12 protein-coding genes are annotated in these 14,815 nt (G+C 42.7%); 2 read left to right on the top strand and 10 right to left on the bottom strand.

The genetic code is table 11. The features are described 5' to 3' along the window. Positions 1-38: 38 nt before the first annotated feature. The 3 genes from NYE72_RS14235 to NYE72_RS14225 all read right to left on the bottom strand — a co-directional run bounded on the left by NYE72_RS14235 (position 39) and on the right by NYE72_RS14225 (position 2,815). On the bottom strand, positions 39-1,232 hold the full coding sequence (locus NYE72_RS14235) for a metallophosphoesterase (RefSeq protein WP_036678207.1): 1,194 nt from the start codon (positions 1,230-1,232) through the stop codon (positions 39-41). 152 nt (positions 1,233-1,384) lie between these two features. Then, positions 1,385-1,795: a bacteriohemerythrin gene (locus tag NYE72_RS14230; protein ID WP_051491008.1), complete on the bottom strand. Its 411-nt coding sequence runs from the start codon at positions 1,793-1,795 to the stop codon at positions 1,385-1,387. 150 nt (positions 1,796-1,945) lie between these two features. Continuing rightward, on the bottom strand, positions 1,946-2,815 hold the full coding sequence (locus NYE72_RS14225; protein WP_036678210.1) for a cation diffusion facilitator family transporter: 870 nt from the start codon (positions 2,813-2,815) through the stop codon (positions 1,946-1,948). Between the two features lie 250 nt (positions 2,816-3,065). On the opposite strand from NYE72_RS14225, the gene NYE72_RS14220 reads away from it, so the two are divergent. Further along, entirely contained in the window at positions 3,066-4,424 is a 1,359-nt protein-coding gene (locus NYE72_RS14220; protein WP_076099329.1) for a PQQ-binding-like beta-propeller repeat protein, read from the top strand. Positions 4,425-4,461: 37 nt separating this feature from the next. On the opposite strand, the gene NYE72_RS14215 is transcribed toward NYE72_RS14220, so the two are convergent. Next, a complete protein-coding gene (locus tag NYE72_RS14215) occupies positions 4,462-4,965 on the bottom strand; it encodes a ferritin (RefSeq protein ID WP_036678216.1) in 504 nt (167 codons plus the stop codon). A gap of 127 nt (positions 4,966-5,092) precedes the next feature. Between NYE72_RS14215 and nagZ the strand changes: the two genes are divergently transcribed. Next, on the top strand, positions 5,093-6,391 hold the full coding sequence (nagZ, locus tag NYE72_RS14210) for a beta-N-acetylhexosaminidase (protein ID WP_076099330.1): 1,299 nt from the start codon (positions 5,093-5,095) through the stop codon (positions 6,389-6,391). A 19-nt stretch (positions 6,392-6,410) separates the two neighbouring features. Here nagZ and NYE72_RS14205 read toward each other — a convergent pair whose 3' ends face one another. The 6 genes from NYE72_RS14205 to NYE72_RS14180 all read right to left on the bottom strand — a co-directional run bounded on the left by NYE72_RS14205 (position 6,411) and on the right by NYE72_RS14180 (position 14,813). Further along, on the bottom strand, positions 6,411-7,499 hold the full coding sequence (locus NYE72_RS14205) for an efflux RND transporter periplasmic adaptor subunit (RefSeq protein ID WP_036678218.1): 1,089 nt from the start codon (positions 7,497-7,499) through the stop codon (positions 6,411-6,413). A 30-nt stretch (positions 7,500-7,529) separates the two neighbouring features. Next, positions 7,530-8,918, bottom strand: a complete 1,389-nt coding sequence (locus NYE72_RS14200) for an ABC transporter permease (RefSeq protein WP_170914247.1) — start codon at positions 8,916-8,918, stop codon at positions 7,530-7,532. Then, a complete protein-coding gene (locus NYE72_RS14195) occupies positions 8,908-9,627 on the bottom strand; it encodes an ABC transporter ATP-binding protein (RefSeq protein ID WP_036678220.1) in 720 nt (239 codons plus the stop codon). Before NYE72_RS14195 ends, NYE72_RS14200 begins: the two co-directional genes overlap by 11 nt. Before the next feature lie 39 nt (positions 9,628-9,666). Then, the gene (locus tag NYE72_RS14190) at positions 9,667-12,264 is read right to left on the bottom strand and encodes a hypothetical protein (RefSeq protein WP_051491010.1); all 2,598 of its coding nucleotides are present in this window, start codon (positions 12,262-12,264) and stop codon (positions 9,667-9,669) included. A gap of 132 nt (positions 12,265-12,396) precedes the next feature. Beyond that, the gene (locus tag NYE72_RS14185) at positions 12,397-13,728 is read right to left on the bottom strand and encodes an FUSC family protein (protein ID WP_036678223.1); all 1,332 of its coding nucleotides are present in this window, start codon (positions 13,726-13,728) and stop codon (positions 12,397-12,399) included. Further along, complete coding sequence (locus tag NYE72_RS14180; RefSeq protein WP_076146113.1) at positions 13,725-14,813, bottom strand: DUF58 domain-containing protein; 1,089 nt, start codon at positions 14,811-14,813, stop codon at positions 13,725-13,727. The genes NYE72_RS14185 and NYE72_RS14180 overlap by 4 nt, the downstream gene beginning before the upstream one ends. Positions 14,814-14,815: the final 2 nt, after the last annotated feature.

The following is a 14,815-nucleotide window of genomic DNA, read 5'->3' as shown; positions in this document are numbered from 1 at the left end:
AATCTGCTGATGAAACAGCCTCTAAATATAAACTCACCTTAGATTAACACCGTTTTTGTGGAAACAGGCTCTTCACTGTATTTTTTAGAACCCTCCAGCATAACCTCCAGCTTAATGATCTCCGACCGGCTTGCTAAACGAATTGGGGGTCCCCATGTTCCATAACCTGACGACACGACTACATGCAAATTGTCCTTACGAAGATATCCCCAGTCCAGCTCGAACAAACGTTTAGTGATCCAGTGATTTGGAGCAATCTGTCCTCGGTGTGTATGACCAGAGAGTAGAACGTCTACCCCAGCTTGAGCGGCTACGTCGAAGCCTGTAGGCTGATGATCCATCATAATCACAGGACGTGTAAGATCAAGTCCTTCGAGCAAGGAGCTTACACTTTGTCTGCCACCGGCTTCCATCGCCTCGGCTGTCTTATCTTTTCGGCCTACAATATAGGTTCCTGCGACTTCTTCAACCTCATCTTGCAGGACCTTGATCCCAATACTACTCATCAAATCGGTATATTCCTTAATTGATCCACCATAATATTCGTGATTGCCCAGTACTGCGTAGACACCATAACGAGCTTTTAACTGTTTAATCTGTTCACTCATACTATTGCGGATAAAAGGTTCAATGCTGTCATCCAAGACATCTCCAGCCAGCAAAATCACATCGGGTTGCATAGCGTTCATTTGTGACACCATTTTTTTGAGATGACGATTGCCCACGATATTCCCTAAGTGCAGGTCTGAAGCAACCGCGATCGTTAATGGCGTGCTGGTGCCAATAGATTTATCAATAGGAATGGAATGTGTGCGGATCACGGTACTCCAGGCGTTGATTGAACCCCAGACCAGAAAAACTGCCAGTAATATCAGAATTGTCCCGCCCGCTTCTGCGATGTAATAGGTACGATCGATTCCCGACCATCCCAGTATCACGTATAATAGGTCTGCCAAAGGTAACGTAATGATAGCAAATTCCATACAGGCTAGATAATACGATCCAATCACTTTAAAGAATCTGGCGATCGGTTTAACCGATTTTGGCCATGGAATCATTCCAATGACATACGCAAAAGCGATGAGTATAAATAATGTCCAGAATACTGCTGACGAAACACCTGAAAACCATTCATCAATAAGCAGCCAACCGTGATAGCCAATGTAGAAATTAACAAGACCCAGAATGAGCAGCATAGCGAATCCTGAAGCTAACATTCGTAATGTTTTCATCGTTTCTCTCCCCTTTACCTAACTACTTCTCTACCTCTTATCTCAAATCATAACACAAACCGTTAACCCAGTATAAACTGCAATGCGGTGTTCGGAAAACATCGGAACTAAAAAAAGAAAATGCCCTTCGGCATCTTCTTTGGAGGTTTATCTTATATCGCTTTATCACGTGTGGCCATACATTGACCAATCAGCTTATCGCATTTATTGATGTGATTTATCAGCCAGTCTGTTAACGTTCGATTAAGCTTGATGGTTGAGAGTACGGACACTCCCTTTGTTTTGACCGTTTCTTCCAATTCGAGAACTGCCTTCACGAAATCAGCATGCGTCTGACGATGTTCAGCTAGTTCAGGGAAGTTGATCTCCTCCATCAGCTGCTCTTCATTACTGAAATGTTCAATCGTGTATTCTTTCAAGAATTTCAGCGTTTCCTCAATCTTTTCTTTTCCTTGCTGATTACTGCATGCTTCAAAGAACTCGTTCAATTTCGCTAACAACTGTCTGTGCTGGCAGTCAATTTTTTCTACACCGATATCATATGAATCTTTCCAAGCGATCATGAAATCACCATTCCGTTTCTTGAAAATTACATTTCAATTTTATTTTCCACCTTTCTCCACAAAAGAACTATTAACAACATCACAGGCGTCTATATTCAACCTTTAGCTGTACATATAGCACCTACTGATTTGGTACCTATTTAATAATCTCTACTTCATCACGGGTTCGATATGTACAAGTACATTGGAAACTTGGTGCCGGTCTTTTAACTGTTCTTCAATTTCTTCCGTAATATCATGGCTCTGCACCACACTTAGCTGAGAATCCACTAGTACAGTTGTGTCTACTAATACGTTATTCCCATGGATACGGGCTTTGATATCTTTTATGGATTGTACGCCATCAATTTCTGCCACAGTTTCTTTCATCTGTTCAAGCTCTTCCGCATCAAATCCGTCCGTTAGATCATGCGTAGCCTTGCTAAAGATATCCCATGCCGTCTTACAGATGATTAGTCCGACAATGATAGCTGTAAGCGGGTCAAGCCAAGGAACGCCTAAGGAGGAAGCCACAATTCCGATAAAAGCGCCCACGCTAACTATAGCATCTGATCGATTATCCAGTGCTACTGCCCGCATTGCGTTACTGTTAATGGCGCGGGCCAGCCTAATATTATACATATAGACAGCCATCATAACTACAGCACAACCCACTGCCGTCCACGCCGCTATAAGATCAGGACTTTCCAGTGCTGGTTGAATAAACTTGTTCACAGCTTGATACAAAACTTGAAGCCCTACCGCAATCATAATGAATGAAGCAATTAATGAAGCCACGGTCTCCGCTCTAAAATGCCCGTAGCTGTGGTTCGAATCCGGCGGTCTTCTGGAAATCTTCAGGCCAATTAGTACCGCGATAGAAGCAATAATATCGGTACTGTTATTCAATCCATCAGCAAGCAACGCTTGAGATCCTGAGACTGTACCTATGAACAGCTTGATAGCTGATAAAAAGATATAAGCAACGATGCTTAGCCAAGCTCCTTTTTCGCCTTGTTTAATGTCGTTATAAGTTTCCAAAAAAAAGAACCCCCAAAGAATAGTATTGTTCTATACTACACTTTGAGATTCGGGTGGGTCTAGAGAAACAGTGTTGCTACGGGGCGTAATAGTTCCCTCTGTCAAATAGAGTTGCAAGGTCGTAACTGTTTTGCAGAACGTAACATAGTTTGCCCCCGTTCAACTTTGCTTCCATTCTTCTGGAATAGTAACTTTTTGCTATTTTTATTGTCTAATTATAGTAATGACAAATTTAAAGGAGCGTGGAGTGATGATTCAGTCTTTGCCGAAGAAAATTGTTACATGTTTAGCTATAGGGAGTATTTTAATTCCAATAACAAACAGTGGATCAACGTCAGTCATTTCCGCAGAAAAAGCAGTTGTAAGCCTAAGTAACACTTATTACAGTGAAGTCACAGCCCCGATCCTAAAACCTGTTTGGTCAGCACAACTCGCCATTTTAAAAAAAGACAGAATCACCGGACAGGACATTACAGCACTCGCGGAAAACGGGAAGATCTTTGCGTTGCAGCGCAATGAAAAATTAACCGCAATGAATGCGGCAACAGGCAAAAAATTATGGGAGTTCGGAAGTGGATTAGCGCCGCTATTCACATACAGTAATGGATTTATCTACGGTCTGACCCAAAGCGGCTCCCTATATGCCGTTAGTGAGGCAGGTAAAAAAGCATGGTCGGCTTCCATAACACTCCCCAAAGCTACAAATATACAGCGTTTAGGATCTACTATTTATGTTACACAAGAGGAACAATTAGCAGCAGTTGACGCCGTAACCGGAAAGATCAAATGGAAGGCTGTAGAAAAAAGTAATAACTTTACAGGCTTATCAGATCTCATGGAAACAGATGGAGTCGTTATTCGCAGCTATCTGTCTCAAGGGGCCTTAACAACTGCTGGACTAGCCGCCTATGACAGTCTGACAGGAAAAAAACTATGGGACCAGACCCGGCAATGGATGCCGTTAGCAGTGAAGGATGGACTTCTCTACTCCATTACGAATACATTTATGATGGATGATGACCCGGTAAATCGTAAAGTCAAAGTATCCGTGTTCAACATAAAGACGGGAGAATTAAAAGGAGAACGTTTATATAAATGGACAGATACCGAGAATAAGGATGGTGTGTACACTTATAATGGGATGAATGGAAACGCGTTTTTGGATGGAAAAGACTTTTATATCTTTCAGGGTAGTAAGTTTGTGAAATATGATTTCTGGAATTATTCTGCAGAGGGTAAACCGGTGCAAACCTGGACCTCGATGGTTAAAGAAAAAGACTCTCCACTGAACCAAGTTTATCAACAAAGAATGTTATTTCAAAATCAAGATAAAGGTACTTTATCCGCACTTAAGCTAGGAACTGGACAGCTTGTCGACCTCAATATTGGAGAGAATCCAGTGGTACAGACGGATCTGTTCGGAAACGTGGTTTATAGTGGACAATCTGATGGCCTATTTCACGCTTATGACATGTTAACTCTGAAGCCTATTTTCACTGTGAACACAGGCTCTCGTAACTTTGCCCCTTCCCTTAAAACTGGAGGGATGCTGATGATTCGAACGGATAATAAGCTGCTCGCCATTAAACTTCCTGCATCTATAAAATAAAAAAGCCTGATTTCTCAGGCTTTTGGGCTTCAATAACTTATTCAGCCGGAGCTGTAAAAGTACGTGCAGCAAACTCGGCATCCAGCATGTAGAAGGCGTTGCTATCTTTATCAATTCGTTTCAGTTTACTGATGATGTTGCTAAAGAGTGCTTCTTCTTCTACTTGCTCGTCTATAAACCATTTCAAGAAATAAATCGTCGCATGTTCACGCTCATCCAGAGCAAGATCAGCCAAATGATAGAACCGTTTAGTGTTCTGTTGTTCATGCGCGAAGGCATGTTCAAAAGCATCTAACATCGAGTTATATTCGTTCTTCGGCTCTGGTAGTGCTTCTAGCGTAGCACGGTTATCCCGATCGTTAAGGAACTTATAAATCTTCATGGCATGGAACCGTTCTTCTTCGGCTTGAATTAGAAAAAAGTTTGCAAATCCATCCAGACTTTCGCCGGAACAATAAGCAGCCATCGCTAGATAAACATGAGCGGAATAAAACTCGAAATTCATCTGTTCATTAAGTGCTTGTACTAATCCATCTTTCATTGGACCGTCACCTCATTATTCAAATTTAATATGTAAATATTTAAGTTTATCTTATCACCGTGCTTCTAAGTCAGCAAGGATTCCTCTCCCAATATCTAATTTAGCTAACGAAAGGACGACTATTCAGATGATTAGATTGACCCGTCACAGCCTAAAGCCTAAGATTTCCGGTACACTCTTCATTATTGCAGCTATGGTGTCACTGTTCCTCATAGCTGGCTGTTCCAATAGCAGCAATAATTCACAATCTGAAGCTACCGCTACACCGACCTCCCAATCCACACCTTCACCAACCACCAGCTTGGGTCCCACCCCCTCAGCAGTCAGCGATCCAATTGCTCTTCAGGTTGCTGAGATGACTTTGGAAGAAAAAATCGGACAAATGCTCCTAGTTGGAATTGATGGAACTGTCCTTGATGAGCAAGCTAAAAAGATGATTACCGAGGACAAAATCGGTGGAATCATCCTCTATAAGGACAATATTAAAAGCCTGAAAGGGATGATCAGTCTTATCAATTCTATGAAAAAGAGTAACACTGGCAACCCTGCCCCACTATTCATTAGTGTTGATCAGGAGGGTGGAAAAGTCAGCCGGATGCCTAAAGAATATGCTACATTCCCTTCTAACGGAACAGTGGGTGCAAGTAATGACGCTGCTGCAGCCGAGAAAATGGGAAAGCTGCTCGCAAGAGAAGTACGTTCAGCCGGATTTAATATGAACTTTGCTCCCGTTCTCGATATCAATAGCAATCCAGACAATCCAGTCATCGGAGACCGGTCGTTCGGCAATGCTGCTGGCCAAGTCATTGCACTAGGGATTGCCGAAATGAAGGGAATTGAGAGTGAAGGCGTCATTCCTGTTGTCAAGCATTTCCCAGGACACGGAGATACTTCCGTCGACTCCCATCTGGATCTGCCGATTGTGAACAAAACAGCCGGTCAGCTAGCCGAATTAGAATGGCTCCCCTTCCAAGGAGCCATTAAAGAGGGAACGGACGCCGTAATGGTCGCTCATATTTTGTTTCCAAAATTAGATCCAGACAAACCCGCATCCTTATCGCGTACCATTATTGGTGAACAGCTTCGAGATGAAATGGGCTACCAAGGAATCGTAATTACAGATGATCTAACCATGGGAGCCATTATGAAGAACTACGATCTGGCCACAGCAGCTGTAGATACTGTGAATGCAGGTAGTGATATTCTCCTTGTTGCTCACGGCTATGATAATGAAAAACGGGTCATGGACTCTCTCCTGCAAAACGTAAAAAACGGTAAGATTCAAGAAACACGGATTGATGAAAGCGTCTATCGGATCTTAGCCTTAAAAGCCAAATATAACCTTTCCGATGAGCAAATCCCGGTTCCTGATCTTACCGATCTTAATAAAGATATTAACGTTTGGCGTCAAACAATTGAGAAGTAAAACCAAGGGTTAGTCATTTTTACTGAAGAACAACAACATCTCCAACCTTCAACCCAGAGAGAACCTCTGTTTTGTCCGTTGTTTCCAGACCCACTTCGATATCTTTTCGTTCATATTGCCCGTCCCCTTTATCCAGCATAACGTAGGAGAGGTCTCCTTCATGCATTACAGCTATGCTGGATACAACGGTGGCATTTTCTTTGCGAACTGTTTCAATTTCTCCGTTTAAGCTTAAGCCACCGATCAAATGCTCGTCAGGCTGCAGCGTGATCACCACTTCGAATTGAGGAACTGAACTGGTAGTGGCATTCTGACCTGAAGCAGTCTTTGCAAATTTCGCTACCTTCGTAACTTCTCCAGATAACTTCAAATCTTTTATAGCTGTCATTTTTACGTCGACCTTCATGCCTGTCTTTATACGGAAGACGTCTTGTTCACCTACAAGAGCAATGAATTCAAGCTTGTTCATATCTACTATTTTTCCGATATATTGATTATCTGTCACTGTTTGCGGAATTTCGCTTGCACTGTCAAATAAGAAAATGCCGGATGCCGGAGCATAATAAAGTGCTGTTTTGAGTTTGGTTTTTTTCTCTGTTAATTCGCGTGCCTGTATTTCGGCATTGACCTGATTAAGCTCGTCCCCTAGCCGTGTTGCTTCTTGGGCTGTGAGTGCTTTAATCCGTTCTGCTTCAGTCGCACCAAGGGCTGCATTCTCCTCGTCTTGCTGGCTCACAAATTCATTCAGCTCTGCTTCCAGCTTTGCTTTTCGGATAGTCGCCTCTTGTGTAGCAATCTCATTCTTTAAGGCTTCCTGATCGAGAGTAAACAGTAAATCGCCTTTTTTGACTTGTCCACCGTTCTCAACCTTCCACTTTGTCACCTTTGAAGCATATGGAGCATAAACAAGCGTTTCTTTTTCATAATTAGAATTACCTTTAACCTGTATGGAATTGGTAATGGTCTCCTGTGTGACCTCAAAAGTTATTGCTTGTGGGGGTTCAACAGGCTCTAACTGCGCTTCAGGCTTATACATCTTATTGTATAGAAAATAACCTGCTGCAATTATAATCAGTACCAATACTATCCACTTGATTCTCCTCTTCATCACTTTGGCTTCCTTTCAACTTAAAAATAGCTAATCCCGTTTAATCGCCGTGAGTGCATTCGTTCTGGATGCACTGATCGCCGGATAAATACCTGATAATACCCCTGTCATTACCGCAAATGCGATCCCTACCGGGAGAGTCATCAGAGGAATATAAATCACCAAAGGCTCGCCTCCACCCATTCCTGAAGAGGTACCGATGAGCTTATTAATTCCTAATACAATCAAGTATGAAAAGACTATACCAAGCAATCCGCCCAACATCCCGAGCAATGCCGCTTCTGTAATGAACATATTGCGGATCTGGCCCATATTGGCGCCCAGCACTTTCATGATACCGATCTGCCGCCGTCGTTGATGAGTGGACATAGTCATCGCAACGATAATGGAGATCGAAGCAATAATTAGAATAAATACACCTACACCGAGAGCCGCTTTCTTGACCATGCTGAAGGTATCAGCGAGTGCCTCTTTTTGATACAAATTCGTGCTTGTCGTTAGTGTAAGTTTCTGAATAAGCTTCTCTAGTTCCACGATATTCTCAGTGCTGTCTACCTTTACAATCGCTGAGTTATAGACACCCTTTTGCCCAGCGGTTCCACTCGATAGCTTCATTTGTTCTACAAGCCGCTCGCCAGTCTCTAGTGACACATAGATCTTCTTGTCGTACATAGCCATATTCTCGTTCGTTCCACTCGGGTTGTCGAGGATCCCCACCACTTGAATCGGTGAGCTAACTAACATCCCTCCGGTTTGAGAGGCGGGATCAAAAGATTGTAATTGAACCTGTTGCTTGTACATATCTGTTGGAAGCATACTTAAGCTGTTGTACTGTTCCATCAACTTATTGTTATATGGATCTGTACTCAGTTGTTCAAAAAGCCGCTGCCGAGTTTCGTTATCAATCAGTCCAACGGTTGCACCATAGTTCAGTACAGCCATTCCCACTAAATCAGAAGCCCCGCCTTGTTTGAATTTCTTATCATATTTCGTTAACAGGCGTAGATCGGTTCCAATAAGCTGTACATCTGTTATTTTATTATCGATAGTCAACATCTGTATGTACCCTAGCTCTTGAAAGGGAGCTGCTGCAGTTACATGCCGCAAGCCTTTAATAATCTCCAGCTTTTGCGCCGTCAGCCTGCCGGGATCAAGCTTTTCATTGGCCGCAGACGATCCGCTGCCACCGCTGCCTCCTCCTTGGGAGGGTATACCTCCGTTGGGCGACACCGTAATTTCATCCATTTTGAAATTGCGGTTGATTTCCCGCTCCGTGTAGCTCTGTGCGGAGTCTCCTATACTTAATGCAACTATGATTGCAGCACATCCAATGGATATGCCAGCCATACAAAGACCTGTGACAACTTTCCGCCGTTTGACCTGTTCCCAAGCCAAGCGGGAAATATCACTAATCCTCAATGAGTATACCCCCTTCGAGTTCAGTATCCGAAGAAGTTTGGTTTTCAGTAATCATATATCCGTCCCGAAGCGTGAATATCCGCTGCATTTGCTCCGCGACTTTTAGCTCGTGAGTTACAACTATGAAGGTGGTCTTCATCTTCTTGTTCAGGTTAAGCAGGATATTGATAATTTCTTCTTCTGTCTTCGAATCTAGGTTTCCGGTTGGTTCATCTGCAAAAATAACAGACGGTTCCGTAATTAAGGAGCGCGCAATACTGACACGCTGCTGCTGTCCGCCAGACAACTGGGAAGGGAACAAGTCGGCTTTATCAGGAATGCCGACCCCTTCCAACAATTCTAAAGCTTTTTGTTTACGTATAGAGGGTGCAACGGATTGAAAAACCAGCGGCAGCTCTACATTTTCACGGACTGTCATGCTAGTAATCAGCTCATACGCTTGAAAGATAAACCCGATATTTTTTCTGCGAAATTCCGATAGCTTATTCTCACTCATCTTCACGATATCTTGATCGGCAATATAAATATGGCCTTCAGTAGGCTTCATTAGTCCTGCCATCAGATTCAGCATCGTTGACTTACCGGAACCCGAGCTCCCCAGCAGTGCTACCATCTCCCCCTCTTTCACAGAAAAGTCAATTTGATGAAGCACTGCTGTAGTTTCATTACCGTTTTTATAAGAATGCGTTACATTTTCCACTCGCAACATTGGAGCTGCTCCTCTTCGTACAATAATAGATATGAAATGCTATTTCTCAGTTACAACTGCTCTATCAATCTTGATGTTATAAGCTTGACTAGCCAGCTCGATCCGTTCGCCTTGGAATTCATCGTACAGCGTGATCCGGTAGGTACCTCCTGACAAATTCTTATACATATTATTGCTAAAGCTTGCTGTATACGAGTTGTTGGTCCCTTCAAGAATATCAGTACCGATGTTCAAGCTTCGTTCCTGAGAAAGACCATATGGGTCCGTCATTTTCAGGACCAGTTTATGCGTGAAGGTACCCATATCATAGCTGCTATCACGAAGAAGATTGTAATTCATAACTATATTTATAGAGTCACTGCCTTGTAATGAGCGCCCTTCTGAACTTAGAACGGACATGGTATACGGATAAATTGCCACCTTCGTCAAGTTTTTCTCTGGTGGAGTGGTAACCGGATTTAATGACAGTGAAGCCATATTAATAAATCCAGTGGATTCCTGACCCGGTTCCGTCAGCTTATTCCCAGTAATCCCTGGCCCTAGGAACAGGCTAACATCAGAAGTATTAACGGCCTTCGGAACCTTCGCCCAGAAGGTGATTAATTGCTTACCGCCCGGAGTAGCAGAAGTATCTGGTTGATTGGCTGTAGCTTCGAATAGCTGACCGTCTCCCGTTTTGTAATAAGCTTGGAGGCGAGCCATTTTGCTTTGTCTTTTCTCTTCACTGCTCAAAAGGAGCTCTGTGTATACGAGATTGGAGTTAAGTCCTTCATAAATAATGGTTTTGTTCTCTTGCACTTTAGCGTTCTTACCTTTACCAGAGATAACATAACTTCCTCCAGTTTCAATAGAAGCTACAGCGTTCATCATGCTGTTAGTAGTAACTGATAGGAACGAGCTCTTCTCTTCTTTTACCATAGAATAAAGATTTAATTTTAGTTTATCGAACTCTTGTGTATAAGGAATTTTGGCAAACACATAGATTTCAGCGTTTTTACCTGGTCCAATCGTTGAAGTTTCCTTATCCATAAACAGTTCCGTTGAAGATGACATGTCCTCATTGTCTACCTGAACAGCTCCCTTTAATTCCGGCAGAGACAAGGCAACCGATTGGGTATTCGTAATATTTAATCTGGCAACTACGATATCGTCGTCTTTCCATGGAAAACGCTGTAAGGAAACTAAACTGTAAGTAAACGTCCCATATTCATTTGTTGCTCTATATTCGAGCCCTTTCTGTATCTCTGGACGCAAGGTATAGGAGATTGTAAAGTAAGCAACCGGAACAGTTAGTTTAGCTGTGTTGCCCGTAACGACATTGGTTCCACCAGTGCTTCCAGTTCCTGCTCCGTCTCCGGTAGTTCCCGTCTCACTATTATCTGGAGCAGAAACAGCCTCAATCATCTGCAATTGCAGTGAATTCTGTTCTACTTCAAGGGGGACTTGTGCGGTAAGCGGGATGATTTTTTCCTCCAGAGGTTTTATGGTTAATCCGCTCAAGCCCTTAGAATTGATCGGAAAGGTTGTCCCAGTTGAGGATTTGACGGCAAGCTCATAAGAAGGTAACGTAACGGCTGTCTTCCCTGTATTCTTCACTCGCAGCTGAAAAGTCCAGAATCCCTTATTGTTCTCTGCGTATACGGTTGCGTTATTTAATTGTGTTTCAATCGTATTGTTATTGATGGTAATTTTCTTGATTACACCTTTGCCAACTACCAAATTTGGTGTTGTAGCCGCAGGCAGCTTGTACGAAGATTTGGCAATCTCCAGCTTCAGCGCCTCATCCTTTTGGGTGAATTGCAGTTTCATATTATCCGTCTTCATATACGAAGGAATTTCTGTAAGATAATAAATGGTCTTTTTCTCTTGTGGCTGAATTTTATAACTAAGCTGAGAACGGTCAAGGGCTAATTCATACGAGCTTCCCCCTGCCGAGACCAAATATGCTGCGTAACCAGGATCACTTAATACTTTGCTGCCTTTATTGGTCAAGCTTATGCCGACCTTGGCATAAACCTTTCCGCTGTATTTGTAGAGCTCCAAGGATTCACTTTTAGCAACAACCGGAATGTCATTCATTGTAGTGCTTACAGTTTTACCGTTTACAGCGGTTGGCGAATAGTTGGCGGGTATATTAAAAGTTCCTACTTGCTTGAGATACCCCTTGGTTTTGGAATCCCAAACGTACATTGGAATCTTGATACCTTTTAACGAGTTTACCTGGCCGACATTAACATAATATGTAACGCGCAAGCTTTCATTAGAACCCACTTTTTTCTTAGTAGAGTCAGCACTTAGTGGATTCCCTGGAATGACAGAGCCGCCAGAGGTCATAACTCTCGAAAAATAATACAATAGGCTAGCACTTTTGTTGCTGCCATTCGAATAGTTAATTGTATAAGTTAAAATATTGCCTCCAGGCTGTGACCAAATATTCACATCTTCCAGTGTAGCTTTGATATTAGCTCCTAAAGAAACGGAACCCAGATTACTAGGAGCTGCTACAGTTGCAGCAGCTACCGCAGATTTTGGCTGAACAGAACTAACTGATGCAGCCGAAGCGGTATGCCCTGTCAACTGGCTTATGACAAAGGTGCTTAAGAGTAAAACAACATATGTACTGCTATGCTTTCTCATTGACTTCCCTCCACGAGTATTTTACTAGAATTATTATAGTGGTTAGAGCAGATCCAATTGTATCCATGTTGTAACACTTACAGGCCTTTTGTAACCTATTTGTTCCAATTTGCATATATTCTGAAAACGATTCTATAATTTCAGTTGATTTTTCAAGGCTGCAATATCAGAAGCCGCAGGCTGGTCTTCTCCGTATCTAACTTTTTCATATATTTCAATCAATTGTTCTGACGCAGCTATAGAATCTTCATCTCCCTTACGTTTATGCTTGTTACGATCTCCCCATAGCAAAACATCCCTTTTTGTTTCCTGCGGCGTAAGATAACTTTTCATTTCATAACCGTTATCGCGCTTTATATTTAGCCACCGCCGATAAAGCCAACGTACACGTTCCTGCTCGCCATTCATCTGTTCCCAGCGATCCTTTCGATGTTTTGAAGGAAGACGTGAGCTCCAGAAATCCTTCAACCCTCGAACGGTTTGTTCCCAAGTAAAGACGCTTTTCTCTTCGTCAAGATATGCTGTATTATTCTTAGGGGCATGTTCCCTACGTAACATCGATAACAATGCATCTATGGCTCTCCGCCACTTTTCTCCAGCATTTCTGTACAACCAGCGAAGTGCATAATAGGCTACAAACCCCAATAATACCGCTGCCAAAATATAGAATCCGTACTCTAGTATAATAGCTAGCCAGCCCCGCTTTTGCTCGCCAACAGGCGGTAACATCGGAGTTGCTGGCGGCAATTCTGCTGGCGGAGGCTCTGGTTCTTTTGTGCCAGAAAATAACTGATTAATAAAATTGAAAAATGAGCGTAAGAGTCTCCATACCAGTGTTCCTATAGCTTTGCCGACACCTGCTGCTAGTACAGCTGCAATAACTCCAATCACAATGACATATATACGATTATTCCGTTGTATCCCTTTGGGCAGCGTTTCATTCTCTTCAGTAAGTGCGCTGTATCGTATATAGCTGCTATTAGAAATAAGTAAAGTCAGTATTAAATACAGACTGCCACACCAGGTCAATAACGGCACACTTGGCTCCAATTCAGGAACTCTATGAAACGCTATAGTAGCTACAAAATAGATTATTATACCTATCCAAAACATTCTGAATCTATTATTTCTAGAGTCTACCGTCATCCCTAAAAATGTACATATAAATCCAGCCACACCTAAGGGAAGGCTTTCGATGGATAAACTCCCTGAAACCGCACCTAATAATACCCCGAGGATTAAGGCGGCAAGCAATTGCTTCCATCTTACATTGCAAAAATTGCGCAAAAGAATGCCCGCTAAAGCTAGTATAGGCAGCGCAATCAACCATATTTGTTCATCTTGTTGGGGCAACAAATAAATCTGAAATAGAACCCAAACCGGTAGAAATAGCAACAATTCAATAACAGACCACAACCAGAGTTTGACTGTTTCCCTTACATAGCCAGACAACGTAAGCTTCATGCGCTCTCTCTCCCTTGTTCCGGAATATCCAGCCATTCCACACCATTGCCTTGCTGCATTAGGAGATCCGTCGCCTTTTGCACTTCTGCTCCTCTATGGCAGCTTATGATTAGAAAGTCTGTGTCACTAATTCCACTCTCAACCTGCAATTCCAATAGTCGACTCATAGGAAGTGTTCTATCCAGCTTCAGCCTTGCCAGCAGCTCTAACATATCTTCGAGCTGAGCCATCGGCTCTGCTTCAATTGGATCTCTTTCGCCAGCATCGTCCAATCTGCCATTACAGATTAATCCGGTCTCAATTCCATGCTGCATTGCGTATTCAGCTATAGTCGCTGCATATCTTATTCCTTGCTCGATTCGTTCCACATCAGTCACCGTTCTCCACATGGAATCACTGTCCTCTATATTCAGACAGATGACGAGCCGGGAGTCAGCAGTATAATCTTTTTTATGAACCTGCATAACACCAGTACGTGCTGTAGCCTTCCAGTTTACCAATCCCATAGAATCTCCTGAGCTATACTCACGAATGCCAGCAGTCAGAAAAGGGTCTTCAACGATCCATCTTTTCACAGGAAGCTCACCCAGCCAGCTATGAATGGGCAATGGAAGCTCGTCTAGATTCAGCAGAACGGGATAGATCAATAACTCTAACTCGAGTGGATACGTTTTGTTTTTTCGAGTCAAACCAAATGGATCTCCCGTTGTCATAGTCACGGATTCCAAACGATATAAACCACGACGCTCACATGTCACCTGATGCCGTCTTTTAATATGACGATAAGATTTTAAATAGAATAAACTAATATGATTCTGAGAGATTTCTCCTGTACTAATCCCAAGATTATCCTGACTCCCAAATTCCAGACCTCTCGCAATACTAGACTCCAATCGGAGCCACGGCAAAGGAAGAAGTTTCGCATTAACGATCTCCTCGATCATCTCAATACGTTCTCCTTCATAAGCAGTCTTGCGTGAAAAATAGCGAGAATAACTAAGCGCTTTCAGGCCATTTCGTTTATAAATGTCAGCAAGAAGTAACACCAACGCCACAGTAATGAAAATGAACCAAGGCAAAGCCATAG

It is taken from the genome of Paenibacillus sp. FSL L8-0333 (assembly GCF_037965665.1).
GTDB lineage: Bacteria > Bacillota > Bacilli > Paenibacillales > Paenibacillaceae > Paenibacillus_AQ > Paenibacillus_AQ odorifer.
This window is presented reverse-complemented; position numbering and strand designations above follow the sequence as displayed.